Source organism: Ensifer sp. ZNC0028 (assembly GCF_000799055.1).
Classification (GTDB): domain Bacteria; phylum Pseudomonadota; class Alphaproteobacteria; order Rhizobiales; family Rhizobiaceae; genus Ensifer.
On record NZ_JTLA01000101.1, the window covers coordinates 94173 to 120515 of the forward strand.

Annotated in this window: 25 protein-coding genes; 14 read left to right on the forward strand and 11 right to left on the reverse strand. The window is 61.7% G+C overall.

Annotated elements, in window-relative coordinates; translation table 11 throughout:
• The first annotated feature begins 24 nt into the window (after positions 1-24).
• From L981_RS23280 to L981_RS23335, 12 genes are all read left to right on the forward strand, one after another.
• Entirely contained in the window at positions 25-1257 is a 1233-nt protein-coding gene (locus tag L981_RS23280) for a PotD/PotF family extracellular solute-binding protein (protein WP_043621719.1), read from the forward strand.
• Positions 1258-1408: 151 nt separating this feature from the next.
• Positions 1409-2515, forward strand: a complete 1107-nt coding sequence (locus L981_RS23285; RefSeq protein WP_043621721.1) for an ABC transporter ATP-binding protein — start codon at positions 1409-1411, stop codon at positions 2513-2515.
• Between the two features lie 34 nt (positions 2516-2549).
• Positions 2550-3431 (forward strand): polysaccharide deacetylase, encoded by an 882-nt coding sequence (locus tag L981_RS23290; protein WP_043621926.1) that lies wholly within the window; start codon positions 2550-2552, stop codon positions 3429-3431.
• A gap of 57 nt (positions 3432-3488) precedes the next feature.
• Positions 3489-3812 carry a hypothetical protein gene (locus L981_RS23295; protein WP_043621724.1) on the forward strand — a complete coding sequence of 108 codons (324 nt, stop codon included), beginning with the start codon at positions 3489-3491 and terminating at the stop codon, positions 3810-3812.
• Positions 3812-4891 carry a GTP-binding protein gene (locus L981_RS23300; RefSeq protein ID WP_052201972.1) on the forward strand — a complete coding sequence of 360 codons (1080 nt, stop codon included), beginning with the start codon at positions 3812-3814 and terminating at the stop codon, positions 4889-4891. Before L981_RS23295 ends, L981_RS23300 begins: the two co-directional genes overlap by 1 nt.
• Complete coding sequence (locus tag L981_RS23305; protein WP_043621726.1) at positions 4888-6108, forward strand: PotD/PotF family extracellular solute-binding protein; 1221 nt, start codon at positions 4888-4890, stop codon at positions 6106-6108. Before L981_RS23300 ends, L981_RS23305 begins: the two co-directional genes overlap by 4 nt.
• Positions 6109-6117: 9 nt before the next feature.
• Positions 6118-7485 carry an amidase gene (locus L981_RS23310; RefSeq protein ID WP_043621729.1) on the forward strand — a complete coding sequence of 456 codons (1368 nt, stop codon included), beginning with the start codon at positions 6118-6120 and terminating at the stop codon, positions 7483-7485.
• A 295-nt stretch (positions 7486-7780) separates the two neighbouring features.
• Entirely contained in the window at positions 7781-8746 is a 966-nt protein-coding gene (locus L981_RS23315) for a helix-turn-helix domain-containing protein (RefSeq protein ID WP_043621732.1), read from the forward strand.
• A 103-nt stretch (positions 8747-8849) separates the two neighbouring features.
• Positions 8850-10889, forward strand: coding sequence for a hydantoinase/oxoprolinase family protein (locus L981_RS23320; RefSeq protein ID WP_043621734.1), 2040 nt, complete (start codon positions 8850-8852; stop codon positions 10887-10889).
• Positions 10882-12837, forward strand: coding sequence for a hydantoinase B/oxoprolinase family protein (locus L981_RS23325; RefSeq protein WP_043621737.1), 1956 nt, complete (start codon positions 10882-10884; stop codon positions 12835-12837). The genes L981_RS23320 and L981_RS23325 overlap by 8 nt, the downstream gene beginning before the upstream one ends.
• A 58-nt stretch (positions 12838-12895) precedes the next feature.
• Positions 12896-13339 (forward strand): GNAT family N-acetyltransferase, encoded by a 444-nt coding sequence (locus tag L981_RS23330; RefSeq protein WP_043621739.1) that lies wholly within the window; start codon positions 12896-12898, stop codon positions 13337-13339.
• 21 nt (positions 13340-13360) lie between these two features.
• On the forward strand, positions 13361-14707 hold the full coding sequence (locus L981_RS23335; RefSeq protein WP_043621741.1) for an aspartate aminotransferase family protein: 1347 nt from the start codon (positions 13361-13363) through the stop codon (positions 14705-14707).
• A 62-nt stretch (positions 14708-14769) separates the two neighbouring features.
• Here the strand turns inward: L981_RS23335 and L981_RS34695 are convergent, their stop codons facing one another.
• Positions 14770-14943, reverse strand: a complete 174-nt coding sequence (locus L981_RS34695; RefSeq protein WP_156134208.1) for a hypothetical protein — start codon at positions 14941-14943, stop codon at positions 14770-14772.
• Positions 14944-15274: 331 nt separating this feature from the next.
• Between L981_RS34695 and L981_RS23340 the strand changes: the two genes are divergently transcribed.
• Both L981_RS23340 and L981_RS23345 read left to right on the forward strand, forming a co-directional pair.
• Positions 15275-15805, forward strand: coding sequence for an NUDIX hydrolase (locus L981_RS23340; RefSeq protein WP_052201973.1), 531 nt, complete (start codon positions 15275-15277; stop codon positions 15803-15805).
• A gap of 196 nt (positions 15806-16001) precedes the next feature.
• Positions 16002-16223, forward strand: coding sequence for a hypothetical protein (locus tag L981_RS23345; protein ID WP_043621744.1), 222 nt, complete (start codon positions 16002-16004; stop codon positions 16221-16223).
• Positions 16224-16574: 351 nt separating this feature from the next.
• On the opposite strand, the gene L981_RS23350 is transcribed toward L981_RS23345, so the two are convergent.
• The 10 genes from L981_RS23350 to L981_RS23395 form a co-directional block, all read right to left on the reverse strand.
• The gene (locus tag L981_RS23350) at positions 16575-17489 is read right to left on the reverse strand and encodes a TIM barrel protein (protein WP_043621747.1); all 915 of its coding nucleotides are present in this window, start codon (positions 17487-17489) and stop codon (positions 16575-16577) included.
• Between the two features lie 27 nt (positions 17490-17516).
• Complete coding sequence (locus L981_RS23355) at positions 17517-18638, reverse strand: sn-glycerol-3-phosphate import ATP-binding protein UgpC (protein ID WP_043621749.1); 1122 nt, start codon at positions 18636-18638, stop codon at positions 17517-17519.
• Between the two features lie 42 nt (positions 18639-18680).
• Entirely contained in the window at positions 18681-19568 is an 888-nt protein-coding gene (locus L981_RS23360; protein ID WP_043621751.1) for an ABC transporter permease subunit, read from the reverse strand.
• Between the two features lie 7 nt (positions 19569-19575).
• Positions 19576-20466 carry a carbohydrate ABC transporter permease gene (locus L981_RS23365; protein WP_043621753.1) on the reverse strand — a complete coding sequence of 297 codons (891 nt, stop codon included), beginning with the start codon at positions 20464-20466 and terminating at the stop codon, positions 19576-19578.
• Positions 20467-20541: 75 nt separating this feature from the next.
• The gene (locus L981_RS23370) at positions 20542-21885 is read right to left on the reverse strand and encodes an extracellular solute-binding protein (protein ID WP_043621756.1); all 1344 of its coding nucleotides are present in this window, start codon (positions 21883-21885) and stop codon (positions 20542-20544) included.
• A gap of 243 nt (positions 21886-22128) precedes the next feature.
• Entirely contained in the window at positions 22129-22626 is a 498-nt protein-coding gene (locus L981_RS23375; protein WP_043621759.1) for a hypothetical protein, read from the reverse strand.
• Positions 22627-22786: 160 nt separating this feature from the next.
• Positions 22787-23035, reverse strand: coding sequence for a hypothetical protein (locus L981_RS23380; protein WP_043621932.1), 249 nt, complete (start codon positions 23033-23035; stop codon positions 22787-22789).
• Positions 23036-23230: 195 nt separating this feature from the next.
• Positions 23231-24277 carry a glutathione synthetase gene (locus L981_RS23385; protein WP_043621933.1) on the reverse strand — a complete coding sequence of 349 codons (1047 nt, stop codon included), beginning with the start codon at positions 24275-24277 and terminating at the stop codon, positions 23231-23233.
• A 297-nt stretch (positions 24278-24574) separates the two neighbouring features.
• On the reverse strand, positions 24575-25021 hold the full coding sequence (locus tag L981_RS23390; RefSeq protein ID WP_245281704.1) for a GNAT family N-acetyltransferase: 447 nt from the start codon (positions 25019-25021) through the stop codon (positions 24575-24577).
• Between the two features lie 301 nt (positions 25022-25322).
• Positions 25323-26108: a L,D-transpeptidase gene (locus L981_RS23395; RefSeq protein WP_052201974.1), complete on the reverse strand. Its 786-nt coding sequence runs from the start codon at positions 26106-26108 to the stop codon at positions 25323-25325.
• Between the last annotated feature and the right edge of the window lie 235 nt (positions 26109-26343).

The window sequence follows — 26343 nt, forward strand, 5'->3', positions numbered from 1 at the left end:
ACAACGAAAACTGGAGAAGAGACAATGCCTAGTATGGAACTCAATCGCCGCTCGCTCCTCAAACGCTCCGCCGGAGTGATGGCGCTCGCGATCGGAGGCGGAACACCGTTCCTCTCCTCGCGCGCAGCCTTCGCGCAAGCGAGCGATCTCGCCAGTCAGCAGCTTCGCACCATCGGCCTTTCGGTCACTGTGCAGGAGCGCATCCTCGAGCAGTTCAAGGCGGCAGCCGGCGTCGGCGGCACGTCGGGAACGGCAGCCACCTTCCCGGACGCGCAGACGAAAATCCTTTCCGGCTCCAAGGACTATGACTGCTGGGAAATCATCGCCGAACGTCTGCCTTCGATCGTCATGACCAACAATGTCGAACCGATCCCGGCTTCGGCGCTGAAGAACTGGGCGAATATTCGCGATACCTTCACCACCCCCAGCGACAAGTGGGATCGCGCCGCGCAGATCGTCGGGCAGATCTGGACCGACGACAGCCAGGCCTCGCTCAACATGGTACCGGCCGTCTACAACTATGACTCCATCGGCTACAATCCCGACGTGCTCTCGGCCGAAGAGGCCAACAGCTGGGCCGCGATCTTTGATCCGAAGTGGAAGGGCAAGTCCGGCATCAACACCGATCCTCTGATCGCGATCGGCCAGGCGATGATGGCGATGAACTCGCTCGGACTTTCCGACGTCAAGAACCCCGGCAATGCGACGGCTGCCGAGATCGACGAAGCTGCGAAGTTCCTGATCTCCAAGAAGAAGGAAGGCCAGTTCCGGGCGCTCTGGGGCGATTTCGGCGAACTCGTCAACCTCATGGCATCGGGCGAAATGGTGGTCTGCGACGCCTGGCAGCCGGCCGTCATGGCGGTCAAGGCGCAGGGCAAGCCATGCCGCTATGCCGTGCCGAAGGAAGGGTATCGCGGCTGGGCGATCGGACCTGCGATGATCGCCGGCACGACGAACAAGGAAGCCGTCATCGCCTATGCCGACTATTGGCTCTCTGGCGAACCGGGCATTACCGTTTCGGAACAGGGCTACTATTCGCCATCGACCAACATCAAGAGCGTCATGGCGCCGGAGAAATATGCCTTCTGGTACGAGGGCAAGCCCTGGGTCGGTGCTGCCGAGCGCGGCATCAAGGAAGGGGACCTGCGCGACGGCGGCTCGCTCGAAGAGCGCGCCAAGAACGTCGCCTACTGGCACCAGTGGCCGGACGAATACGATCACCTGATCCAGAAGTGGGACGAGTTCCTGAACGCCTGATCGAACAGGCCGGGCGGCCGTGCCGCCCGGTTCTTGAGACATGGTGCATGGCCCCGAGCGACCACCCGGTCGGCTCATATACCAACCGGTCGGGATGACCGGGGCCATGCGCCCGATAGCCGTGATTTCAGACAAGCTCCGGAGAGCCACGATGATCTTCGACCTCGAACTCAACAATGTCGGCAAGGTCTATGACAACGGCACGCCTGCCGTGATCGACTTCAACCTGTCCGTCGCCAAGGGCGAGTTCATCGCGTTCCTCGGCCCTTCCGGCTGCGGCAAGACAACGACGCTCAGGATGATCGCCGGTTTCGAGGCGATTTCCTCCGGCGACATGCTGATCAAGGGCAAGCGGATGAACGACGTCAGGCCAGAGCATCGGCCGACCTCGATGATTTTCCAGAGCTACGCGCTCTTTCCGCACATGACCGTGCGCCGCAATGTCGGCTACGGTCTGGAGGTGAAGGGCACGGCCAAGCCGGAGCGCGACGCGAAGGTCGATCGCATCCTGGCAACACTTGGCCTGGAAGACATTGCCGACAAGAAGCCCGACCGGCTCTCCGGCGGTCAGCGGCAACGCATCGCGCTGGCGCGTGGCCTGGTGGTCGAGCCTGATATTCTGCTGCTCGACGAACCGCTGGGCGCACTCGACGCCAATTTGCGCAAGGCGATCCAGAACGAGCTCAAGCTGCTGCAAAAGACGCTCGGTGTGACCTTCATCTTCGTCACCCACGCCCAATCCGAAGCGCTTGCCCTGTCGGATCGTATCGTTGTCATGAACCAGGGGCGGGTCGAGCAGATCAGCCCGCCACATCAGCTCTACACGCGGCCGAACACGGCCTTCGTCGCCCAGTTCATCGGCAACAACACCATCTTTCACGGCGAGGTCGACGACGCCTCCGGCGAGCGGGCTCTGGTGTCGACTGCCGTCGGCCAATTGTCCGGGCGCGTCAACGGCGCCTTCGCCGGACGGTCACGCGTCAACGTCGTCATTCCGGCAGAGGCGATCGAGGTTCACGCAGCCGCGCGCGTCGACCGTGACCGGATCGCTGCCAACTACGGCGGCAACGTCGTCGGCGCCAATGTGAGCCGCTTCGACGTCGTCGGCCATGTCTCGCATTTGACGGCAGCCCTTCCGGACGGTCGCACCGTCTCGCTGGAGGCCCACGTCGACAAATACCAGCCCGACGCCTTCCCCGTCGGCGCCGACATTCTTTTGAGCTGGCAACCCGGCGAAGCAACCGTGATCCCAGCCTGACCTTTTGAACGAAAACACGAAGGAGACACACATCATGGCCAAGGAAATCCTCTGCAGCTTCGGCATCGACGTCGATGCGGTCGCCGGCTGGCTCGGATCCTACGGAGGCGAGGATTCGCCGGACGATATCTCGCGCGGCCTTTTTGCCGGCGAGGTCGGCAGCCCGCGATTGCTGAAGCTGTTCGAGCGCTTCGGCATCAAGACCACCTGGTTCATCCCCGGGCACTCGATCGAGACGTTCCCGGAGCAGATGCAGGCGGTTGCCGATGCCGGTCACGAGATCGGTATTCACGGCTATACCCATGAAAACCCGATCGCCATGACGCGCGAGCAGGAAACCGAAGTGCTCGACAAATGCATCGAGCTCGTCACCAAGCTGTCGGGCAAGCGGCCGACCGGCTACGTCGCCCCCTGGTGGGAGTTCTCCAATGTCACCAACGAGCTGCTGCTCGAACGCGGCATCAAGTACGACCACTCGCTGATGCACAATGACTTCACGCCCTATTATGTGCGTGTCGGCGACAAATGGACCAAGATCGACTATTCGAAGAAGCCATCGGACTGGATGGTGCCGCTCACCCGCGGCAAGGAAACCGATCTGATCGAAATCCCGGCCTCCTGGTATCTCGACGATCTGCCGCCGATGATGTTCATCAAGAAGTCCCCGAATAGCCACGGCTTCGTCAATCCGCACGATATCGAACAGATCTGGCGCGACCAGTTCGACTGGGTCTATCGCGAGATGGACTATGCGGTGTTTCCGATTACCATCCATCCGGATGTCGCCGGACGCCCGCAGGTTCTGATGATGCTCGAGCGGCTCTATGCCCATATGATCAAGCATCCGGGCGTGAAGTTCGTGACGATGAACGAGATCGCCGACGATTTTGCCAAGCGCTTCCCGCGCAAGAAATAACCAACCCGGGGGGGGGCGGCCTGCCGCCCCCTTTAGACCTTTTGAACGGACAGCATCATGTGTTCCCTTTGCGGCATCCTCGGCGGCAACGAACATTGGGCGGACGCCGTGGCGCGCCCCGGTGTCTTCACCCGCAATGTCGAGCGGATCGATCGCCGGCGTGAACGGGCGAACCGTGTGCGCATCGCCAACGCGATGCTTGCCCGCTTCGGCCTGACGCTTGCCGATTGGCAAGGCGCATCCTTCGTGCTGTCGACGCGGACGGGCAAGAGCGAGATCATCGAGGATCTCGGCCACTTGTGGCCGGCGGCCGAACGGCTCTGCGGCCGGCTCTGCGATCCGCTCGATCCTGCCTTTATTGCCGGGGCGGAGGAAGCGTGATGGTCGAGGAGATACCGCGGCTCACGCCCATCAACCTTTTGACCGGCTTCCTCGGATCGGGCAAGACGACGCTGCTGTCGCGCCTGCTTGCCGACCCGGCGCTCAGCGACGCCGCGGTGCTCATCAACGAATTCGGCGAAGTCGGTCTCGACCACCATCTGGTCGAGCGTATCGACGACACCATGGTGCTTCTCCAGTCCGGTTGCCTCTGCTGCACCGTGCGCGGTGAACTCGCCGATGCCATCAAGGACCTGCATTCAAAGCGTGAGCGTGGGCTCGTACCCCCGTTTCGGCGCATTGTCGTCGAAAGCACCGGGCTCGCCGATCCGTTTCCGGTGCTGTCAACGATCAAGGCGGATCCGGTATTGCGCCATCATTTCCGGCCGGGGAACGTCATTACCACGGTCGACGCCGTCAACGGCTTGACCCAACTCGAGACCTACGTCGAATCCAACCGCCAGGCGGCCGTCGCCGATCGCCTGGTCGTCACCAAGTCTGATCTGAGCGATGCCGGCACTGTCGTGGCGCTGTCGGACAAACTGCGGATCATCAATCCGGATGCGCCACTGGTGCTGGCTGGCGAACCGGACATCGACCTTGCCGCGCTGATCGACGAGGGGCCCACGCTGCGCGCGGGCAGCCTGCAGTCGGCGAGCGGTTTCTATTGCGATGCGCCCACGGTTCTGACGACGGCTGACGGTACCGCGCATGCCTCCGCGGTGACCTCATTCGTCATGACGGTCGAAAGGGCGGTGGACTGGACCGCTTTCGGCCTCTGGCTGACAATGCTCCTCAATCGCCACGGTGAACGGGTTCTGCGGGTCAAGGGTATCCTTAATATCGCCGGGGAAGAGCGCCCTGTCGCCATCCACGGCGTTCAGCATCTGGTGCATACGCCTGTTCATATGGAGCGCTGGCCGGATGAGGACCGCCGCTCGCGCATCGTCTTTATCGTTGACGGTCTCGATGTCGGACTGCTCAAACGGTCATTCGAGGCATTCGCGCTCGATCGGACGCCCGTGCTCACCTCGGATGTTGCCGAAGAACCGGTATTACAGGAACGGCTTTCGTCCCAATGAGCAAGCAGCAGCCTGATCAAACGACAATTCCCACTCCTGCCCTGCATCTGGTCGGCCGGCCGAAGCTCCGGGTGCTCGGCACGGCGATTTCCCTGCTTGAGGAACTTCGGGTGCGTGCCGAAGAGGACCTCGGCATTGAGGTGGTGTTCGACAACAACGACTTCCTGACGACCCAGCACAAGGCGGCGCAGGAACCGGACAGCTACGACATCTATGACCAGTGCTTTCATAATCTGGACATCGTCTGGTACTGGCGGGCGATCCAGCCGATCAGCATCGGGCGCATTGCGCTATGGGACGAAATCAACGATCTGACGAAGACAGGGCATATCGGTCCAAATGCACGGTTGGGGCAGGGGGACGCGCCCGTCAAGAAGCTCTTCGTCCAGCCCAATCTCGAATTGGGCGATACGCCGTCGACGTCGGTTTCCATGTTGCCGACGACCCATAACTTCGACAGTTTTGCCTATCGCACGGATGTGGCGCCGAACGCGGTTGCGATGAACAGTTGGGCGGCGTTGCTCGATGAGCGTTGGGTTGGCCGCGCCGCGCTGGTCGACGAGCCGGCAATCGGCATCTTCGATGCAGCGCTCGCGGCTCAAGCTGCCGGCCTCATGAGCTTCGATAACATCGGCAGCATGAGCGTCGATGAGATCGATCGCCTGATCGGGCTGTTGGAAGAGCGTAAGAAAGACGGATACTTCCGCGCCTTCTGGCGAACGGCCGAAGATGCTGCTCGCCTGATGTTGCGCGGCGAAACTGATATTCAGAGCATGTGGTCGACCGGCATCAACATCCTCAACGGCCAGGGGGTTCCCGTCGAGCAGGCCGTCCCTGCAGAAGGCTATCGCGCGTGGCATGGTGGATTGTGTCTTGCACGCCATCTCTCTGGCCGCATGCTCGACGTCGCCTACGAGTATCTCAATTGGTGGATTGCCGGTTGGCCGGGTGCGGTCGTCGCCCGCCAGGGCTATTACATCTCCACCCCCGAACGGTCCCGCGCCTTCATGTCGGTGGCCGAGTGGGACTATTGGTATGGCGGGTTGCCGGCGGCAACCGATCTGCCGGGTCCCGACGGCACGATCCGTATCAAGGCGGGCTCTGTGCGCAGCGGCGGCTCCTACTGGCAGCGCGCCAACTGCATTGCAGTCTGGAATACCACGATGGACGAGCACAACTATCTAGTCCGCCGCTGGATGCAGCTCGTCGAACGCTAAAGGAAGTCTATGATGCAGGATCTTGGCGGGCGCTCGATTGCACAGCTCTCGGTGTTGTTGCAATCCGGGGCACTCGACCCGCGCGCGCTCACGGAGTGGACGCTTGGACGTGTCAGAGATCATGCCGACCAGGCGATCTTTACGGTCGTTACGCCGGAACGGGCGATGCGCGAGGCCGAGGCATCGCACATGCGGCTTTCGTCTGGCCGTCCGCTCGGCCTTCTCGACGGTATCCCTGTCGCCTGGAAGGATCTCTTCGCGATCAAGGGGCTGCCAACCACCGCCGGCTCGATCGTGTTGAAGAATGATCCGGCGGCCACAGAAGACGCGGCCGTCGTGGCTGCGCTCGCCAATGCCGGCATGGTCAGTGTCGGTCGGGTCAATATGAGCGAGTTCGCCTTCTCCGGCCTCGGGCTCAATCCGCACTACGGCACGCCGCGCAACCCATGCTCAAAGGACGTCGGGCGCATTCCCGGCGGTTCGTCTTCCGGGTCCGGTGTTGCGGTCGCCGCAGGTCTCGTGCCGGTCTCGATCGGCACCGACACCGGAGGGTCGATCCGCATTCCGGCGGCGCTGAACGGCATCGTCGGTTACAAGGCGACGCGCGGTCGCTATTCGATGCGCGGGGTCTTCCCCCTGGCAAAAAGCCTCGATTCCCTTGGCCCTCTTTGCCGCACGGTCCAGGATGCCGTCTGGGTTGATGCCGCGATGCGTGGTCTTCCAGCATCGGAAGTGCGCAGGGGTAGCCTGGAGGGACTTTCGATCGTCGTGCCGACCGATGTCGTTTTCGATGGAGCTGAAGACGGTGTGGTCTTTGCCTTCGAGGAGGCGCTGTCGCGGCTTGAACGGGCGGGCGCAAGGGTCAGGCGTCAGGCGTTTCCCGCTTTCAAACGCATCTTCGAGATCACGGCCGCTCATGGTCCCCTCGTAACGGCCGAGGCATACGCCTTGCATCGCTTGAGGCTCGAAGGCGCGGAGGCAGCATCGATGGACAGGCGCGTCGTGTCTCGGGCTCGGCTTGGGGAGAAGATCGCACTCTCCGACTATATCGCAATCCTTGACGCCCGCGACCGATTGGTCGCCGAGGTTTCGACGTTGGTCGGCCCAAGCGAGATCATCGCCTATCCGACTGTCGCGCACGTCGCGCCCCCAACGGTGCCGCTCGAAGCGGATGACGCCCTGTTCGTGGAGACGAATGGCCGGACGCTGCGCAACACATTGATCGGCAATTTCCTGGATTGGTGCGGCGTGTCGCTGCCCTGTGGCATTGGAGAAGCGGGTATGCCGGTCGGTCTTCTGCTGTCCGCTCTGCCGCATCACGATACGCATCTTCTTTCCGTGGCGCTGGCTGCGGAAGACGTGGTTCGTGTGGGCTGATACCGTGGAATTGCAGGCTATGGCACTACGCCCACCGACAAGAGCGAACGCACTTTGCGACTAGCCGGGCCGCAAGAGCCGTAGTTTACTGACCCTACAGCGCCCTGCGCCTTATGAAATGCGCAACGGATGCTGAAGCACTTCGCAGGAGATCCTCCGCGAAAGCCTCAAGCGCAAGACACGAAAGATGTCGCGAAACGAAGGCCGGTGGGATCACAGAATGACCGAGATCGGCAGCGCTTGGCACAAAGGGAACAGCCGGGCGAGGGGCCGTCGGACTTGATGGGAGCTTCGCATGGACGTGAGTTATTCCACGGCAGGCACCGCTGCGTTCGAGCGCAAGCGCTATTGGGACGAGGCCGTGTCGAGCACTTATTTTCCGCTCGATCTGCGCTTCCAGAACGCGCAGGAGTTTTCCGGCGAACTCAACGTCTGGGATCTTGGCGCCGTCTCACTGTCACGGTTGGAGTCTGACGGCCTGCTTTACCGCCGGCAGAAACGGCATCTGTTGCATGAGCGCGAGGAGAGCTACCTGATCACCGTGCCGGAGAAGGCCGAGATCAGCTTCGAGCAGAGCGGCAAGGAAGTGACCTGCAAGCCCGGCGCTTTCCTGGTCGAACGCAGCCATCTGCCTTATGAATTCAGCTATAGTGCGAAGAACACCCTTTGGGTGCTGAAAGTGCCGATCGTCGCGTTACGGCCCCGTGTCGGACTGCCTGAGCGGATCGCCTCGCTGAGCTTCGATTCCACCCGCGGCACCGGTGCCCTCTTCGTCGACATGATCCGCCTGATCGCGCCGCGGCTCGTGGAAATGGATGCATCCGCCCGCGACATGACCGGAAAGCACCTCGTCGACATCCTGGCGATGTCGCTGACATCGGACGAGCGCATGCTGATGTCGGATGCGACATCGGTTCAACTCGGCCACTTGCACCGGGTCGAGAGCTTCGTACGGGCCAATCTCGCCAGAAGCGATCTCGGTCCGCAGACAATTGCCGAGGCCTGCGGCATCTCGGTACGCTATCTGCACCAGATCATGAAGCAGCAAGGCACGTCGACGTGCCAGTGGATCCGGCTGCAGCGATTGCTACGCTGCGATGAAATGCTTCGGGATCCCGTTTGCCGCAAGCTGGTTTCGGAGATCGCCTATGCCTTGGGTTTTGGCGACCACGCCCAGCTCAGCCGCCATTACAAGGCGCATTTCGGCCTCAGCCCGACCGAAGCGCGCGAGCGATACCTGAAGGAGCGTATGCCCGCATAGGGCTGATCGTTCAGCGACCACCCTATCGTGACGCTTTCCAGCGGTCGCTTTGGCCGATGGCGAAGCCTTGCCCAATTTCTACTTTCGAGACAGGAGACGGAACTTGCAGAACCTTCGCGTAGCGGTCGATGTCGGCGGCACTTTCACCGACATCTGCATCATGGACGAGACGACTGGCCTCATCCGCGTCGAGAAGACCTCATCATCGGTCGATCCGATCGATGGCATCATGTCGGGCGTGGAAAGGGCCGGCATCGATCTCGAAAAGGTGGCGCTGTTTTCGCACGGCACCACCGTTGCCACCAACGCCCTGATCACCCGGCGCCTGCCGCGCACGGCGATGGTCTCGACGAAAGGTTTCCGCGACGTCATCGAAATCCGGCGCGCCAACAAGGAAGACCTCTGGGATACCTACAAGGATGTCGTGCCGCCCTACGTGCCAAGACGCGACCGGCTCGTCGTTTCGGAGCGCGTCGACGCCCAGGGCGAAGTGGTGACGCCGCTCGACGAGAAAGAAGCCCGCGACGTCGCCCGTATCCTTAAGCGCCGCAACGTCGCCGCCGTCGCGGTCTGCTTCATGAACGCCTTCATGAATGGCGAGAACGAGCGGCGGATGAAAGAGATCCTGATGGAGGTGATGCCCGGCGTGCCGGTCTCGACCTCGTCGGAAGTGCTGCCGGAGATCTTCGAACACGAGCGGTTTTCGACCACGGTGGCCAATGCGGCACTGAGCCCGGTCGTCGTCGACTATACCTCGAGGCTCGGCAAGCGCCTTGCCGCGGACGGTTATCAGCGCGACCTGCTGCTGCTTCATACGGGCGGCGGGGTGATGACGCCGAAGAGCGTGGAGGACTTTGCCGCCCGGCTTGCCGGTTCCGGTATCGCCGCCGGCGCGATCGCCAGCAAATACATCGCCGAACTTTGCGGCTTCAAAAACTCGATCGGCCTCGACATGGGCGGCACCTCGACCGACGTGTCGCTTGCCTATGACGGGCAATCGCGGGTGACCAAAGACTGGTTCATCGAATTCGGATACCCGATCCGCTTCTCTTCGATCGAGGTGCTGACGATCGGTGCCGGTGGCGGATCGCTTGCCTGGACGGATGAGGCGGGCTCGTTGCGCAACGGCCCACAATCGGCCGGCGCCAATCCGGGCCCGGCTTGTTACGGCAAGGGCAACAAACAGCCGACCAACACCGATGCCAATGTCGTCCTCGGTCGCCTTGGCACCAGTCTGGCCGGCGGCAAGATCACGCTTGATGCGGGACTGGCAGAAGTTGCGGTCAAGGACGGCGTCGCAGCACCCTTCGGTCTCGGTCTGCACGAGGCTGCGGACGCGATCATCCGCGTCGCCAATGCCAATATGTCCGATGCGGTACGTTTGATCTCCATCAGCCGTGGCTATGATCCGCGCGACTTTGCGCTGGTCGCATTCGGTGGTGCCGGCGCGCTGCACGGGGCGGCGATCGCCCGGGAGCTTTCGATCCCGGCTGTGATCGTGCCACCCAATCCCGGCGTGACCTCGGCGCTTGGCTGCCTGCTTGTCGACATGCAGCACGACTTCTCGGAAAGCTACTTGAAGGCAGCAGCCGATGCCGATCCCGCCGCGATCGAGGCAGCCTTCCTCCGTCTTGAAAAGGAGGCGCTGGAACGGCTTGCCCACGAGGGTGTCGCCGAAAAGGACGTGGTGCTCCAGCGCAGCATCGACATGATGTATCTCGGCCAATGGCGCTCGCTCGCGGTTTCAGCTCCTTCGGCCATGACCGAGATCGCGCCGCTCGTCGAAGCCTTCCACCGCGAACACGAGCGCGAATACAATTTCCGCCGCGACGAAACGCCGGTGAGCCTCTTCCGCATCAACCTGAAGGCAATCGGCGTCGTGCCGAAGGCGACGCTGGCGCGCCATGAGCCGACGGGCATCGTGCCCGAGCCGAAGACGCGGCGCATCGTCTGGTTCGATGGCGAACGAGGCCTCGATACGCCGGTCTACGAGCGCGAAACCTTGCCGGCCGGGCTCGTTCTTTCCGGGCCCGCCATCGTCGAACAGCTCGATTCCACGGTCGTCATTCCACCGGACACACGCGCCGAAGTCGACCAGTTCCTCAACATCATCATCCGCATCGAAGGTGAGAAGAATGTCTGAACAGCAGAGCCTTGATCCCGTAACCTTCGAGGTGCTGAAGAATTCCTTCATCACCAGCGTCGACCAGATGGCAGAGCAGATCTTGAGGACCTGCTATTCCTTCGTCATCTACAACCGCGATTTTTCCAGCGCGCTGCACGATGCAGACGGCAATTCGGCCGCTCAAGGAAACCAGGACATCGCGGTGCATGTCGGCACCCTGCATTTCACCTGCAAGGACGTCATCCGCGCCTTCGACGGCGACATGCATCCGGGCGACGTCTATGCCATCAACGATCCCTATGCCGGCGGCACGCATTTCAACGATGTGCGTCTGATCCGCCCGATTTTCGTCGACGGCCGGATCATCGCCTTCAGTCAGTCCAACGGCCACTGGTCGGACCTCGGCGGCAGCGTGCCGGGCTCGTTCGACGTGGCTGCGAAGGAGATGTTCAAGGAGGGCATGCGCATCACGCCGATCCGGCTCTTCGACCGCGGCCGGTTCTGCAAGGACGTCGCCAACCTGATCGCTTCGAACACGCGTGATCCAGCCTCGATCATTGGCGACATCCACGCCCAGGCGCAGGCCACCCAGGTCTGCGAGCGCGAAATCCTTCGGCTCGTCGGCAAATACGGCGAAGGCACCGTGAAGCAGGGCCTCGGTGCCGTGCAGGACTATGTGGAACGCGCCATGCGCCAGCGCATCGCAGCGCTGCCGGATGGGACCTGGGAAACGCAGGACTTCATCGATCGCGATCCGGCCGGCAGCGAGGGCATGATCCCGATCAAGGTCAAGCTGACGATCAAGGGTGACCGGGTAATCTACGATTTCACCGGCAGCCACCCGACGATCGGGTCGATCTACAACTCGGCATTCGGCGCCACCTTCTCGGCAGTTGCCGCCGGTATGAAAACCTTCTTCCCGGACCTTCCGCTCAACAGCGGCTTTTACCGCGTCTTCGAGATCATCGCCCCGGAAGGCTCGATCGTCGATGCGAAATGGCCGGTGGCGGTCACCGGTTTCCTGATGCCCTTCGAGAAGATCATGAATGCGATCTATGAGATCTGGTCGAAGATCATTCCGGAGCGGGCGATCGCCTGCGCCTTCAACCTCGAATATCTCCTGACCGGTGGGCGCGACGCCCGGGCGAAAGAAAAGCCGATCTTCATGTTTTATGACTGGCTGCCGGGGGGCTGGGGCGGGCGCAACGGGAAAGACGGTTGCAATGTCACCACCGCCTGTTTCGGCACTGGATTGATGGCGCAGCCGGTCGAGGGGCAGGAGCGCGCAAATCCGATCCTGACGACCGAGTTCGAGGTGCTCAAGGATTCTGCCGGACCAGGCAAGTGGCGCGGGGGTGCCGGTGTCATGAAGACCTCGCGCATGCTTGAGGCGGAGAGCACGGTCATTTCCTATATCTGCGACCGCGAGCGGGCGATCGTCTGGGGTATCGAGGGTGGCCTGCCGTCGATACCGCACGGGCTGACGCTGACGCGCGCGGCGACCGGGCAAAAAGAGTGGCTCGGCGCAACCTTCTCGGACGTCGCGATCGAAGCAGGCGACGTCTTCTCTCGTCCGACCGCCGGCGGTGGTGGTTTCGGTGATCCGCTGGAGCGCGATCCGAAGCGGGTGCTGGAGGATGTCATCGACGACTATGTCTCGGTCGAACGCGCTGCCAAGGACTATGGCGTCGTCATTCAACCGATCGATCCGGAAATCTGCGCCTATGAGATCGACAAGGATGCGACCGTTGCCTTGCGCCGGCGGATACGGGCGGAACGCAACGATTGGCTGGCGGCTGATCCGGAGGATGTCTCCAGGCGGTTCAAGGCCGGTGAGATCGATGCCTTGGACGCCGTGCGTCGCTATGCGGTCATCCTCGACTGGGACAGCGGCGATCTGCTGCCGGTCTCCACGGCCCAGTTCCGGGAGATGTATCGCAAGCGTTCGGCGGCCGCCTGGCAATAGGGTCGAAAATGCCTGGAGGGTGGGCGATTCGCCCACCCCGGGGTCGCGGGGGGGAACAATGGGTGATATCACGATCGTCGCCGAAGCTGAGGACGACAGGTCCGCGTGGAATGAACTGCATGCGGGGTTTGCCAGCTATTACGGCGTCGAACAGACCGACGAAATGCGCGATCGGGTGTGGGGCTGGATCAGGGACGGTCGGCTCGAATGCCGTCTTGCGCTCGACGGCGCTGGCCGCGCGATCGGCTTGACGCACTTTCGCGAATACATCCGGCCGTTATTCGCGGCGCGCGGCGGCTTTCTCGACGATCTCTTCGTTGCACCTGAGGCGCGCGGGAGCGGCGCTGCCGCCACGCTGATCCGTGCGGTCGCCGACATCGGGCGCGAACGCGGCTGGAACTCGATCCGTTGGATCACGCGCGACAACAATTATCGTGCACGAACGCTCTATGACCGGGTCGCGTCGCGTACCGATTGGATTACCTATGATATCACGCTTTGAAATTGCAGCAGGGGGACGCCGATGACCGCACAGCCAAATTCCACCGAAGCGCGGGACATGGCGTACCACCTCCATTCCTATACCAATCCCCGACGTCTGGAGCGTGAAGGGCCGATGGTGATCGAACGCGGGGAGGGCATCCACGTTTTCGACAATAGCGGCAAGCGCTATATCGAGGGCATGGCGGGGCTGTGGAGTGTCGCCGTCGGCTTCGGCGAGAACCGGCTCGTCGAGGCCGCACGCAAACAGCTGAGCCAGTTACCCTACTACCACACCTTCTCGCAGAAATCGCACGGCCCGGTCGCCGATCTCGCGGAGAAGCTGGTGTCTCTTGCGCCAGTGCCGATGTCCAAGGTCTATTTCGCCAATTCCGGTTCGGAGGCGAACGACACGGCGATCAAGCTCGTCTGGTATCGTTCCAACGCGCTCGGCAAACCCGAGAAGAAGAAGATCATTTCCCGGATCAAGGGCTATCACGGCGTGACGGCGCTGAGTGCGAGCCTGACCGGCCTGCCCAACAATCATCGTTCCTTTGATCTGCCGTTTCCCAACATCCTGCACACGACCTGCCCGCACTATCGCACGGGTGCGGAACCGGGACAGGACGAGCTTGCCTTCTCGCGTTGCTGCGCCGAGGAACTGGAGGCCATGATCCTGGAGGAGGGGCCGGAAACGATTGCCGCCTTCATCGGCGAGCCGGTGATGGGGGCGGGAGGCGTCATCGTACCGCCGGAAGGCTACTGGGCGGCCATCCAGGAAGTGCTCGACCGCTACGATATTCTGCTCATCGCAGACGAAGTGATCTGCGGGTTCGGCCGCACCGGCAACATGTTCGGCTCGGAAACCTATGGGCTGCGTCCCGATATCATGACGGTCTCCAAGCAGCTCTCCTCGTCCTATCAGCCGATCTCGGCGCTGATGATCAACGCGCGCGTCTACGCGCCTATTGCATCCGAGGCAGACCGGATCGGCACGCTCGGCCATGGTTACACCGCAAGCGGCCATCCCGTCGCCGCCGCGGTTTCGCTGGAGAACCTGGCGATCATCGAGGAGCGCGATCTCGTCGGAAACGTACGCCGGTTGGCACCACATTTTCTCGAGCGCCTCAACGCGCTGGAGCGGCACCCCCTTGCAGTCGAAGCGCGCGGTGTCGGGCTGATCGGGGCCTTGGAGCTGGAGGCCGCCGACGGCGCGCCGACGGGGACGATGGGCGCTCGGGCCGCAGCTCTGTTGCAGAAGAACGGATTGATCTCCCGCAACATCGGCGACGCGATCGCCTTCTGCCCGCCCATGATCATCACCAAGGCGCAGGTCGATGAGATGTTCGATATCGTCGAGAAAAGCCTCAAGGAGCTCTCTGGTCTGTAGCGCGCCGGCGCCACGACTGAGGCGTTATCTCGGCCCAATTCCGGCTGGGGCGGGATGACACTCTAGTTGGAAACCTGGACCCCGACGGCATCGAACCGCTCCGCGACGAGATCCCTTCCGCTCATCATCAGGAGGATCGTGTCGCCGTCGCCGAGCGTCCAGCCCATCAGGTTCACGGCGCGACAAAATTGCCCATTGATGTGCTGGAAAGAAAGGGCGATGTGAGGGGTATGCATACGGAAACTTTCATCAGGATATCGCGGCTCATCGATCAAGCACGCTCCCTTACCCGGAGCCGGCTGCCCTGATCCTGTAACGCCGCCACAGCCCCCGCCGCTCCGGGAATCCACTGACCAACAGTGCGGTTCATGATTGACGGAGTGTACCCGTGTCCGCGTCTCCAACTCGCCCCGTTTGCATCGTTTGCAACCGGCATCTTCCCCTTTCTGCTCGCCGTTGCCCGTGGTGCAAGACGCACTGCGCCGCCGCCCGCCGCAACGCGTGCGCCGCGCGCGAATGGAGCGCGTATCCGCCGGCTCCCTGCGCGTTTGGCAAAGGGAGCGGAAAATGACGAACACCAGGAACATTTGCGCCGCTGCGGAGGCCGCACCGGAAGAGATGCAGCAGGTCGGAGCTCTTCCCTGGCGCATCGCCAAGAATGGCGAAGCAAGGATATTGCTCGTCACGTCGCGCAGGAGCGGGCGGTGGATCGTGCCCAAGGGATGGCCAATGAAGGGCCTTGCGCCCCGTCAGACCGCATCGCGGGAAGCATTGGAGGAGGGCGGTGTCATCGGTGTCCTCTCTAAGGCGCCGGTGACGACCTATCGCTACATGAAACAACTGGATAACGGCGCAAACGTCGTCTGCCGCGTGGCGGTGTTCGGACTGAACGTGCGCGGGACACTGGTTGATTGGCGGGAAAAAGCACAAAGGCAGCGGCGGTGGTTTTCGCTCGCAGCGGCGGCAGACACCCTTGATGACAGCGAACTCTCGGAGTTCGTGCGCACCCTGAATGCCGCCTCTGAATGTTTGGAAGCACCGACCGGCGCCACCGGGAAGAAACTCTCGCTCGACGAGATCCTCATGTTGAGGCGTTAGGCCCGTGTCGACGTACTCGCATCTCGAAAAGTGGCGGCGACCAGTCAAGGCCGTCTGCAGCCATAGGGTCAGTCGCGCACGCTAATCGCCTGGCGCCACTACCTGCGACGGCAAGAGCGGCGCCAGGACACTCCCGAGCATTGATCCTTCAAAGGCCGACCTATCCGGCCAATTCCGCATACAGAGAGAATAAGCGATGAGCTTCAGATACAGTCATACTTTGCCGATCAGCGGCGCAAACAAGCTGCCCCGGTTCAAACAGTGGGCCGCCGAGAACATCCCAGGGATCGCCTTGTCCCTTCCCCCGCAGGTTCCGGTCAAGAGCACCGCCTTGACGGTACGCCTCAGGTCAGTTGAGGATCGCGCTACGCTGATGGCGAAGCTCGAAGGCGTGGATCTCGACAGGAAGACCAGCTAGTCCCCCTGTCGTTCACCGTGCGCCCGGTGAGACGGTTGAACCGGCGATCGAGACACTGGTCGCCGGTTCTTTTCCTCGCATGAAAGCGCTTGCGCTGGGCGGTCGCCCAAAAAGCCGAAGGAGGAATCTTCGATCCCCGTTCACGTCAGCGCCAGGAGACGACCTCATCGATATGGCCCAGTCGCAGGCGATGCCGGGCGGCCGAGAGGCGCAGACCAGAAGCACGGTGTTGGGGGCAAGTTGAGGCGCACGTCTTGTCGATCGTGTGCCTCGGTACCGTTTGATCCTGTCGGTGTCTTTGCTTGCGACAAGCCGGAAGGGCTATTCAGCCCCGGGGTGGTCGGTGGCACGTTAAGCAGCGCGCCGAAGCCCCACGCGCGCCGCCAGGCGCCTGGCGTGCTCCAGGGACGCCGGCTGCTGATCGGCAAAGCGCTCGGCGCCAATTTCCATGATCAGCGTCGTATCCGGAAGGAAGGTCAGCTCGGAGAAGATCTCATCCCAGGCAATGTCGCCCCAGCCGATGGGCAGATGCAGGTCACCGATGCCGAGCGCAGTCGCTTCTGCCGGATGATAAAAGCGGTTCATGGTATAGGGCAGGCCGAAGCTGTCGTGCACATGCAGGTGACCGGTCACCGGGGCCATGGCCCTGAGTTCGTCGCGGAAATCGAGCCCGCGATGCGTGGCCTCGATATAGGCATGCGAGAAGTCGATGAGCGCGACGACGTTGTTCGAACCGATCGCCCGCACCGTTTCGGCAACCTGGCTCGGCGTCTGCCGGTATTGGCCGCTTTCCGTGGTGAAGATGTTCTCAAGTGCGATGCGAACGCCGTAACCTTTTGCGACGTCCGCCATCTCCGCAAGAGCGTCGCGTTCCATCTTGTCGAGGTCCGCGGCGTTCTCGCCGGCGGCAAGCTGTGCTGCGCCGGAGTGATGGACGAGGATCCCCGCGCCAAGCCGGTCGCAGAGTTCAAGCATCGCCCTCACGACCTTCTTCTGCAGATGGTGGTGCTGGCGATCCATGAAATTGGAGACGATCTGGCCGTGCAGCGACAGCTTGTCGAACGTGTACTTCTTGGTGATCTCGGCGACGCGCTGGACACGGTCTTCGATGATGCGACCGCCGCTGACGATCTCTTCGCCATAGATCCCGATCTCGCAGGCGTCGGCGCCCGTCTCGGCAACTTCACGGAGCGAGGCGTCAAGGCTCGAAAGATCGCCCTTGCCTGTCCGGTTGCAGAATCCCACGGCGGAAATGATGTCGTTCATTACGGTTCTCCTGATCTATCGAAGTGTTCAGACTGCTTGGAGTGTCGGTTGGCTGGCGGAATTGCTCACGGCGCGCGGCTCCAGATCGATCTCGATCCGGCGACCGGTTTCCTTGTCGAAGAGGTGGAGGTGTGCGAGCGGAAGCTTCAGGGTAACGCGATCGCCCGGTCGCACGCGCAGATGCTCGTCGACAGCGGCGGCGAAAGGATAGCCGTTCAGGTCCGAGTGAATGACGCGGCCGGAGCCGAGCTCCTCGATGAAATCCACCTTGATCGAGACGCCGTCCGGCGCAACGACGCATTGTTCCGGGCGAATGCCGACGGTGATCTGTCTTGCGCCCAGTCGCGTGGCAAGGCCCTTGTTGATCGGCATCTTCGCGCCGCCGAATGTGAGGCAAGCATTTTCAACATCGACGGTGGCTTCGAACAGGTTCATCGCCGGTGAGCCGATGAAGGATGCGACGAAGACGCTTGCCGGCCGGTGATAGATGTCGAGCGGCTGGCCCACCTGCTCGACCACGCCCTTGTTCATCACCACCAGCTTGTCGGCCAGCGTCATTGCTTCCACCTGGTCGTGCGTGACGAAGACAGACGTTGCTGCGAGACGCTGATGCAGCTTGCGGATTTCTGCCCGCATAGTGACGCGGAGCTTGGCATCCAGGTTCGACAGCGGTTCGTCGAACAGGAACACGTTCGGCTCGCGAATGATCGCCCGCGCCATGGCGACGCGCTGCCGCTGACCGCCGGAAAGGGCGGCCGGCTTGCGATCGAGATAGTCGGAAAGCCCGACGATCTTGGCCGTTTCCTCGATCCGGCGGAGCCGCTCCGCCTTTGCGACGCCCGCCACCTTCAGCGCGTAGCCGATGTTTCCCGCAACGGTCATGTGCGGGTAGAGGGCGTAGTTCTGGAACACCATGGCGCAGCCGCGTTCGCGCGGTTCGAGCTTGTTCACAACTTTTCCGTTGATCGCGATCTCACCCGCGGTGATCTCCTCAAGCCCCGCGATCATCCGCAGAAGCGTCGATTTCCCGCAGCCGGACGGGCCGAGGATCACGACGAATTCTCCGGATGCGAAAGCGAGGTCGATGCCGTGCAGGGTGGGGTTCTTGCCGTAGGATTTACGCACGGCGCGAATTGCGATGTCAGCCATGAGCGCGGACCTCTCTGTCTGTTCTGATTGGGGAAAGCGGGGTCATTTTTCCGTGGCCACGAGGCCGCGCACGAACCACCGCTGTAAGACGGCGACGACGACGAGCGGTGGCAGCATGATGATCAGCGAACCGGCGAGCGTCACATTCCAGTCCGGCGTGCCGTTGTCGGCGGGCAGGAGCGCTACCAGCGACATCATCGTGGTCTTGTATTGCGGGTCCGTCACCATCAGGAGCGGCCAGAGATACTGGTTCCAGCCGTAGACAAACATAATGGTCGTCAGCGCCAGCATGTTGGTGCGCGAGAGCGGAAGCAGCATATCGATGAAAAAGCGGATCGCGCCCGACCCGTCCATGCGCGCAGCCTCCGCCAGTTCGTCCGGCAGGGTCAGGTAGAACTGGCGATAGAGGAAGGTTCCGGTCGCCGTGGCGATCAGCGGCAAAGTGAGGCCGGCATAGGAATTGAGAAGGTTCCAATCGACGGAGACCTCGAAGCCGGTGACGGCGGAAATCAGCAAGCGGATCGGTTGGAACAGGTCGGCGGCGACGGCATAGGTCGGCACCACGCGTACTTCGAGCGGCAGCATCAGGGTGATGAACACCATCCAAAAGAAGAAGCCTTTCAAGGGTGTTCGGAAGAACACGATGGCAAAGGCCGTCAGCGCCGACAGCGCCACTTTGCCGACCGTGACGAGGCTCGCCATCACGAAGCTGTTCAGCATCGCCGTTCCGAGACTGGCGCGCGACCAGGCCGCACCCATGTTCTCCAACAGGCGATCCTGCGGCACAAAGCTGAAGGGTATGGCGTTGACCTGCTGGAAAGTCTGGCTGGCGCCCGACACGATGACGATGAAGGGGCCGATCAAGAGCAGGAAGCCGAAGATCATCACGCCATAGGTCAGGGCGTTGGCAAAGGGTGTCCGCTGGATCATGGGAGCCTCACTTGTAATGGACCTGGCGCTCGATGAAGCGGAACTGGATGAAGGTGAAAATCATGATGAGGCCGATGAGCACGAGGCTCTGGGCGGACGCACCGGAGTAGTTCAGGCCGCGGAACGCCTCCTCGACGATGCGGTAGACCATCACGTCGGTGCCGTGGTTCGGGCCGCCATCGGTCGTGCGGGCGACGATGCCGTAGGTGTCGGCGCCGACGAAACCCTCGGTCATCATGATGACCAGCAGGAAGAAGAGCGTTGGCGCCAACAACGGGATCTGGATATCGATCGCGCGGCGGATCGGACCGCAGCCGTCCATCGCGGCCGCCTCGATCAGCGAACGCGGAACCGACTGCAGGCCGGCAAGCAGGAAGATGAAGGTGTAGCCCGCCCATTTCCAGGCAAAGACGACGATGACGAGGATGAGGGCGTGGCTGCCGTATTTGGCCGGGTTCCAGAAGTCTGGAAAGACGGCGTTGACCGATGCCATCAGCCCGCGCTCCGGCGACAGAATGAAGCGGAAGGCCATTCCGGCTGCAGGCCCGGCAATCGCATAGGGCAGAATGTAGAGGAACCGGAACGGCGCGGAACCCGGCAGTTGCCGGTCGACCGCAAGGGCAAGGACAAGGCCGATGAAAATGGTGGCAAGCGTGCCGCAAAGGGCAAATGCCAGGCTGACGCCGACGGAGTTCCAGTAGAGCGGGTCGGCAAATACTTCCTGGAAGTTTGCCAAGCCGACGAACTCTGCCGCCCCGCCGAACGGCGGCTCCAGCGTGAAGGCCCATCGCAACACGGCGACCGCTGGCCAGTAGAAAAAGAGCAGGATCAAAATGATCTGCGGCAGGGCGAAGAGGCTGGGCAGCCACCAGCTGCGAAAGGCCGCGCGCTTGTCCATATGTCGAAATTCCAATGCGCAAGAAGAGCGATCGGAGCCCGCCGGTATCGCGGCAGGCTCCAGGCGGATCGGATCTTAGTTCAGCGTCTGTCCGGCGTAGGTCTTCTCGAAGCGGCGCAGAACGGCGTTGCCGCGTTCGACCGTCTTGTCGAGTTCGGCCTGTATGTCTGCGTTCTGCATGAAGATCGCTTCGAGGGCGGTTGCGAATTCCTTGCGGATCTGCGTGAAGCCGCCGAGGCGAATGCCGCGGGTGTTTTCCGAGGTCGGGGTGAAGGACAGGCTTTGGATGGCGAGTTCGCGGCCCTTGTAGGGAGCCTTGTCATAGAAGCCATTGGCCTTCATGGCGTCGAAACCGGTCTTGGTCACCGGGATGTAGCCGGTTACTGTCGACCACCACTCGGCCATTTCCGGCGTCGCAAGGTAGTTGAGGAAGGCGGCCGCGCCCTTGTATTCGGCTTCCGGACGACCGGCGAGCACCCAAAGCGAGGCGCCGCCGACGAGCGAGTTCTGCCGCTCGGTGCCCTTCCAGACCGGCAACATGGCGACTTCCCACTTCACACCGTCAGGCAGGGTCTTGCCGATGGTGCCGTGGTCGGCGACCGAGGTCTGGATCATCTGGCAGGTCTGGGAGGTGAAGGCCGGGACGATGTCCATGCCGAGCTGCTTGGTCTTGACGACGAAGAGCTTCTCGTCGGCCATTTTCTTGAAGAACTTCACATGGTCGACGAACTTGGTCTTGTTGACGACAAGCTCGGCGTTGAGGCCATTGTAACCATTCGCCTGGGTGGCGATCGGCTGGTTGTGGATCGCCGAGAACTGCTCCATCAGCGGCCAGGTGTCGAAGTTGAACGCCAGCGGGCATTCGAAGCCGGCCGTCTTCAGCTTGCGGGCTGCTTCCTCGACCTGCTCCCAGGTGTCCGGCTTGAAGTCGATGCCGGCCTTCTGGAAGGCGTCGACGTTGTAGTAGAACATCGCGGTGGAGGAGTTGAACGGGAAGGAGTTCAGTTCGCCCTTTGCGGTGGCGTAGTAATTGGCGATGCCGCCGAAATAGTTGTTCCAGTCGATCGTATAGCCGTTGTCGGCCATCAGCTTCTTGGCGGGCACGAAGGCGCCGGACAGCATCATGTCGAGCGTGCCGGCATCATAGATCTGGGTGATCGCCGGCTGCTTCTTGGCGCGGTAGGCGGCAATCGTGTTCTGCAGGGTCGTGTCGTAACCGTTTTGCGACGTGCAGACGATCTCGAACTCCGACTGGCTGTCGTTGAACTTCTTGCAGGCATCCTGGACGCGTTCGCCGAGGTCGCCCGAAAGGCCGTACCAGAATTCGAATTTCGTCTTTTCGGCGGCCGCGGCCGACGCGCCGAACGCAACGCTCGCCATCAGGCCGAGGAATACGGAGGTAGTGACGGAGACTCTCATTTGCAAAACGCTCCTTGCAGGATGGCGGACACCAGGATCGGTGGCACGATGAAGCCGGGGCGCTTGCTAACAGTTGCGTGTGACAGTCCGTGACAATCTGCATGATGATAAAATGAAAGTTTCGTAACGCTGGCGCGAGACAGGCAGGCCAACCAATCTCCCTTGGCCCTGGCCGATCGGAAGGGCCTGAAAACCAGCTTGGTTCGCAATAGGACTAAGTGGGGCGGGAAAAGAGGCGCGGCCTCAGTCGACCTTCGCTCCTACCTCCGACAGGTATGCGTCGTAGCCGAACAACAGGTCTTGGCTCAGGTCCTTGCCATCGAACCGCGCAATAAAGTCTTCAAGGTCGGCCTGACGTGAGAAGCCCATGGCCACGGCGGACATGCTCTCGATGTCGCCCTCTTCGTCCTCGTAAGTCGCGCTCATCTCCAGGGCGCCTAACCGATCGAAGTTCGCTTGCATGTGGAATGAAAGCCAGACCAGATATTCAAGCGGATAGCCGGGGTTCCGGCCGTATGTCACCACAAAGGGATAGGCTGAACGGAACCGGCTGGCCAGAGCTTCGCCATCGGTTGCAAAGACGAGCAGATCGCTATCCTCATCGAGGTCGTGGAGTTCGATGGTCAAATCATGTTTGCGCAACGCGACGTAGCCGCCAAGTCGGTCCCACGGCAAGGACGTCAAAATGATCTCGCGCCATCGCGTGACGGCGACATCGAGATCGGTGCGGACCAAAAACATGAAGGATCCCTGCAGCGTCGTGGCACAATCAAGAGCTTTCAGCTTTGCACAGTGCACGCTGTAGTCAATGGATATTAGCGTCACCTAAATTCATGGTAAGGAGGAAGTTATCGTGATTTGAGAGGCGCCGGCGAAACATCAGCCTCGCCGGCTGGCCGGTTTATCGCCAGTATCCCCGCCCGGTGTCGACCGATGATCGTCCCACGACGTAGCCGATGGTAAAGGCGAGGGCGCCGATCAGCAAGCTGAGGGTGGTCGCGGTGTGAGGATGTTGTGCCGCGGCGGTCGCGACGGCGGTCGTTTCCCTCTTTACTGCTTCGCTGGCTGTCTGTGCAGCTTTGCGCATACCGGCAAGGGGTTCTTCGGGTGTGCCTGTGAAGCCCGCTTTCAGATCGTCGTCTTTGGCCATCGCTTTCATCTCCTTTCGCGTATGAAGGAGAAACCGAGCACGGCGCCATCGGTTCCGAAGCCCCGGGTACGATTTTGGTCAAGGCAGCCACCCGGTCGCGACTACCTCCGGGGGAGTCGCAGCTAGTCGCCGGCAAAACAGGCCGTCAATTGTGCTTTGGGGTGGATCGTGCGCCCAGAATTCTTCGGCAAAGTCCTAGTGGGTCGACAGGATACGGTTGCTCAACGATCCGCCGTAGGTCTTCCTCGTCGCAACTTTGTTTTCCAGCGAGGCAAGGATGTCTTCGCAGAAGTCGACGTCGTAGAGTTCACGAATGGTCTGGAGACCGCCGGGCGTGAACACGTTTATCTCGAGCAGCTTGTCGCCGACGATATCGAGGCCGACCAGAAACATGCCATCTTCGACAAGCTTGGGGCGCAGGGTCTCGGCGATTGCCAGCATTTCCTTTGTGACCTGTGCCCGTTTTGGGGTCCCGCGCGCGTGGATGTTGGAACGCACGTCGCCCTTCGCGGGGACGCGCCTGAATGCAGCGTATACGTCGCCACGCTGCAAGGGGCGTCCGTTCATGAGAAACAATCGTGTATCGCCTTCCGACGCTTTTGGAAGGTAACACTGCGCAATGAGATAGCCGACCTCACCGACGGCATCGATGATTTGATTGAGATTGGACTCGGTGCTGCTTCCAACCCGAAAAACGTTCTTTCCGCCGGATCCCTGCAGCGGTTTGATGATCACACCGTCCGAATGGTCGTCGATAAACGTTCTGATCTCCTCGATGTCCTTGGAAATCAAAGTGGTCGGACGAACGATGGCCGGGAAATCCTGGAAGTAGAGTTTGTCTTGCGCCAGGGCCAGACCGCAGGGGTCGTTGACGACGATCGTGCCTCGCTCAGCGGCAAGCCGACCGAAATTCGCGCCGGCATGCGCTGCCCAGGGGCGACTATCGGCATCCAGCGAGGGATCGTTCCGTAAGAACAGGACATCCACCTCCTCGACATTGACAAGGGTTCTTGGCTGTTCGGGCGCGATCAGAGCACGCAGCAGTGTTTCAGACTTCTTGGGGCGCGCGTCGCCAAGATTTGCTGCGCGGATCATCAATGCGTCGTCGGGGCCAAGGATGAAATCACCCGGCGTTACATAGAGCACGTCGTGGCCGCGAGCGAGCGCGGCAAGCGCCAACGACGTTGTGGTATAGGAAGGCTTTTCGGTCTCGATCGCGTTGACAAGGAAGGCGATGCGCATAGGGGCTCCTACCTGGAAGGGGGTGCCGCCGACCACGCCTGGCAGCAAGAATTTGCCCTGAAGGCGTTGGAGCCAGCGACGACCGTCGTCGATGCGCAGGAGAAACGGAAGCACAGTGCGATCGGTTCCGAAGCGACCGACGCTCCTCATCGTCGATGTACTGGTGCCCAGGACGCGCGCCTCTTTTTCCGGTCAGCCGCAAGCGAACGGGCTTTCGCCATTTCTTTTACGTTCGGTCGTTCCGAGGTCGAGTTGAGGAGGTCGGCTCGCCCAAACCGCGAGCAGATTGCTGCCTGATCAAGCCTTATCGTCCAGCGCCATCTCGACCATCGTCAGACGAAAGCCTGCGGTTGCGAACAGCCTTTGCGCTGCCTCGTTCCTGTGCGCCGTGGAAAGCACGACCAGGCCAGCCCCTCGCTTTCGCAACTCTGCAACGGCCGCGTCGAGCAACATGCGGCCGATGCCCTGGCTGCGACGTTCGGGATCCACGAAAAGGTCGTGAATGACGCCGGCCGGTCCTCGGAGTGCCATGTAGTCGTATCCCTCGCGAGAGGCATAGGCATATCCGACGATTGCATTTTCCTGCTCGGCTGTGAGGACCACGACATCCGGCTCTTCAAGCTGACTGTGCAACCATCGGCCATAAGAAGCCTTCGTGCCGGCTCCCGCCGCGATGAAGCGCGTGGGGTCCCATTGATGATGGAGTGCCGTCAGTTGCGTGCCAAACGCGCCAAGCACGGGCATGTCATCCTGTCGGGCGGCTCTAATCGTAATTGGTGACGGCATGTCGCGGCATGATCCAGCTGTCGGTCGCGCCGTGACCTCGATCAGTCCGGCCCGCCGACCTTGTATCTTAAATGATGGGCGCCGTGGCTCAACTGTGCAGATGCGATGAAGGAGCCCTATCTTTCCCGCCGAGCCTTCTCTGTTCCATTTCGCACGCAATCAGCCCGTCGAGGAGGCGTGGCCCGGCGCGTCAGGTCGAGCGTTTGATTTTGCTAGGGCCGTCGTCGCGCTCAGCCCCCGTTTCATGCGGCGTAGCGCCCTATGCCACCACAATCGGGACTTTGATCGGTGACGCCTTGACCCGGTTGTACAAATCGACGACGTCCTGGTTCATCATGCGCACGCAACCGGAAGACGCCTGCGTGCCGATGGTCCACCATTCCGGTGAGCCGTGCACGCGATAGCCGGTGTCCTGACCGTCCTTGAAGATGTAATGTGCCCGGGCTCCGAGCGGGTTATCGAGGCCACCCGGCTGGCCGCTCGTCCATTTCACCAGTTCAGGCTTGCGCGCGATCATCTCCCTGGGCGGCGTCCAGGTCGGCCACACCTTCGTGTACTGGATCTCCGCACGGCCGCTCCACTCGAAGCCGGCCTTGCCGATGCCGACACCGTAGCGGACCGCTTCGCCACCGTCCTGCACCCAATAGAGATGCCGCTCATTGAGCCGTACCACGATTGTGCCCGGCGCCTCACCGGTGGGATCGCGAACGATCTGACGACGGAATTCCGGTTTGACCTTCTGGAACGGAATGGCCGGGATGACGAAGCCGTTGTCGGCCAGCGACGCATACATCGTGCTGTTGTCGGTGATGTTGCTGTCGACGCTGATCGGGGGAATTGCCCCTGTCGACATCGTGTCAACACCCATGGGCGACATACGGCCGGACGGCTCGAGCGATGGGAGGTCGAGGGCCTGCGAGCACCCGGACGCACCCAGCAGGGTCATGATACCGAGGTTCGAAAGCAGGGCGCGGCGGGAGACGACGTAGCCGGGCTCCGAAATGGTCGCACCGGAGGACAGCTTCTGATCTTGCGGCTTACGCATGCACTTTTACCTCAGACGAACGTCGGCATCATGCCTCCGGATGGGCGCAGTTTTACGAGTCATGGTTAAAAAGACGTGAAAGCGCTGCCGGTCGCGCGCCATCTTGGGTCAATCGACGAAGCTCTCGCCGGCATGCTGGGAGTGCTCTGAATGATTTCAGGAGGAGCGCTTCCGAGGCGACGCCACCCCTAAAAATCTACAGAGCGCTGGACATGTGCCTATAACTTGACTAGCA

Excerpts from the sequence above, each read along its gene's own strand:
- L981_RS23365 (WP_043621753.1), bottom strand. The coding sequence starts at position 20,466 with ATGGACAAGCGCGCGGCCTTTCGCAGCTGGTGGCTGCCCAGCCTCTTC.
- L981_RS23370 (WP_043621756.1), bottom strand. The coding sequence starts at position 21,885 with ATGAGAGTCTCCGTCACTACCTCCGTATTCCTCGGCCTGATGGCGAGC.
- L981_RS23345 (WP_043621744.1), top strand. The coding sequence starts at position 16,002 with ATGAGCTTCAGATACAGTCATACTTTGCCGATCAGCGGCGCAAACAAG.
- L981_RS34695 (WP_156134208.1), bottom strand. The coding sequence starts at position 14,943 with ATGCATACCCCTCACATCGCCCTTTCTTTCCAGCACATCAATGGGCAA.
- L981_RS23305 (WP_043621726.1), top strand. The coding sequence starts at position 4,888 with ATGAGCAAGCAGCAGCCTGATCAAACGACAATTCCCACTCCTGCCCTG.
- L981_RS23360 (WP_043621751.1), bottom strand. The coding sequence starts at position 19,568 with ATGATCCAGCGGACACCCTTTGCCAACGCCCTGACCTATGGCGTGATG.
- L981_RS23350 (WP_043621747.1), bottom strand. The coding sequence starts at position 17,489 with ATGAACGACATCATTTCCGCCGTGGGATTCTGCAACCGGACAGGCAAG.
- L981_RS23310 (WP_043621729.1), top strand. The coding sequence starts at position 6,118 with ATGATGCAGGATCTTGGCGGGCGCTCGATTGCACAGCTCTCGGTGTTG.
- L981_RS23380 (WP_043621932.1), bottom strand. The coding sequence starts at position 23,035 with ATGGCCAAAGACGACGATCTGAAAGCGGGCTTCACAGGCACACCCGAA.
- L981_RS23340 (WP_052201973.1), top strand. The coding sequence starts at position 15,275 with ATGACGAACACCAGGAACATTTGCGCCGCTGCGGAGGCCGCACCGGAA.
- L981_RS23385 (WP_043621933.1), bottom strand. The coding sequence starts at position 24,277 with ATGCGCATCGCCTTCCTTGTCAACGCGATCGAGACCGAAAAGCCTTCC.
- L981_RS23355 (WP_043621749.1), bottom strand. The coding sequence starts at position 18,638 with ATGGCTGACATCGCAATTCGCGCCGTGCGTAAATCCTACGGCAAGAAC.
- L981_RS23315 (WP_043621732.1), top strand. The coding sequence starts at position 7,781 with ATGGACGTGAGTTATTCCACGGCAGGCACCGCTGCGTTCGAGCGCAAG.
- L981_RS23390 (WP_245281704.1), bottom strand. The coding sequence starts at position 25,021 with ATGCCCGTGCTTGGCGCGTTTGGCACGCAACTGACGGCACTCCATCAT.
- L981_RS23285 (WP_043621721.1), top strand. The coding sequence starts at position 1,409 with ATGATCTTCGACCTCGAACTCAACAATGTCGGCAAGGTCTATGACAAC.
- L981_RS23395 (WP_052201974.1), bottom strand. The coding sequence starts at position 26,108 with ATGCGTAAGCCGCAAGATCAGAAGCTGTCCTCCGGTGCGACCATTTCG.
- L981_RS23375 (WP_043621759.1), bottom strand. The coding sequence starts at position 22,626 with ATGTTTTTGGTCCGCACCGATCTCGATGTCGCCGTCACGCGATGGCGC.
- L981_RS23290 (WP_043621926.1), top strand. The coding sequence starts at position 2,550 with ATGGCCAAGGAAATCCTCTGCAGCTTCGGCATCGACGTCGATGCGGTC.
- L981_RS23335 (WP_043621741.1), top strand. The coding sequence starts at position 13,361 with ATGACCGCACAGCCAAATTCCACCGAAGCGCGGGACATGGCGTACCAC.
- L981_RS23325 (WP_043621737.1), top strand. The coding sequence starts at position 10,882 with ATGTCTGAACAGCAGAGCCTTGATCCCGTAACCTTCGAGGTGCTGAAG.
- L981_RS23280 (WP_043621719.1), top strand. The coding sequence starts at position 25 with ATGCCTAGTATGGAACTCAATCGCCGCTCGCTCCTCAAACGCTCCGCC.
- L981_RS23295 (WP_043621724.1), top strand. The coding sequence starts at position 3,489 with ATGTGTTCCCTTTGCGGCATCCTCGGCGGCAACGAACATTGGGCGGAC.
- L981_RS23300 (WP_052201972.1), top strand. The coding sequence starts at position 3,812 with ATGGTCGAGGAGATACCGCGGCTCACGCCCATCAACCTTTTGACCGGC.
- L981_RS23330 (WP_043621739.1), top strand. The coding sequence starts at position 12,896 with ATGGGTGATATCACGATCGTCGCCGAAGCTGAGGACGACAGGTCCGCG.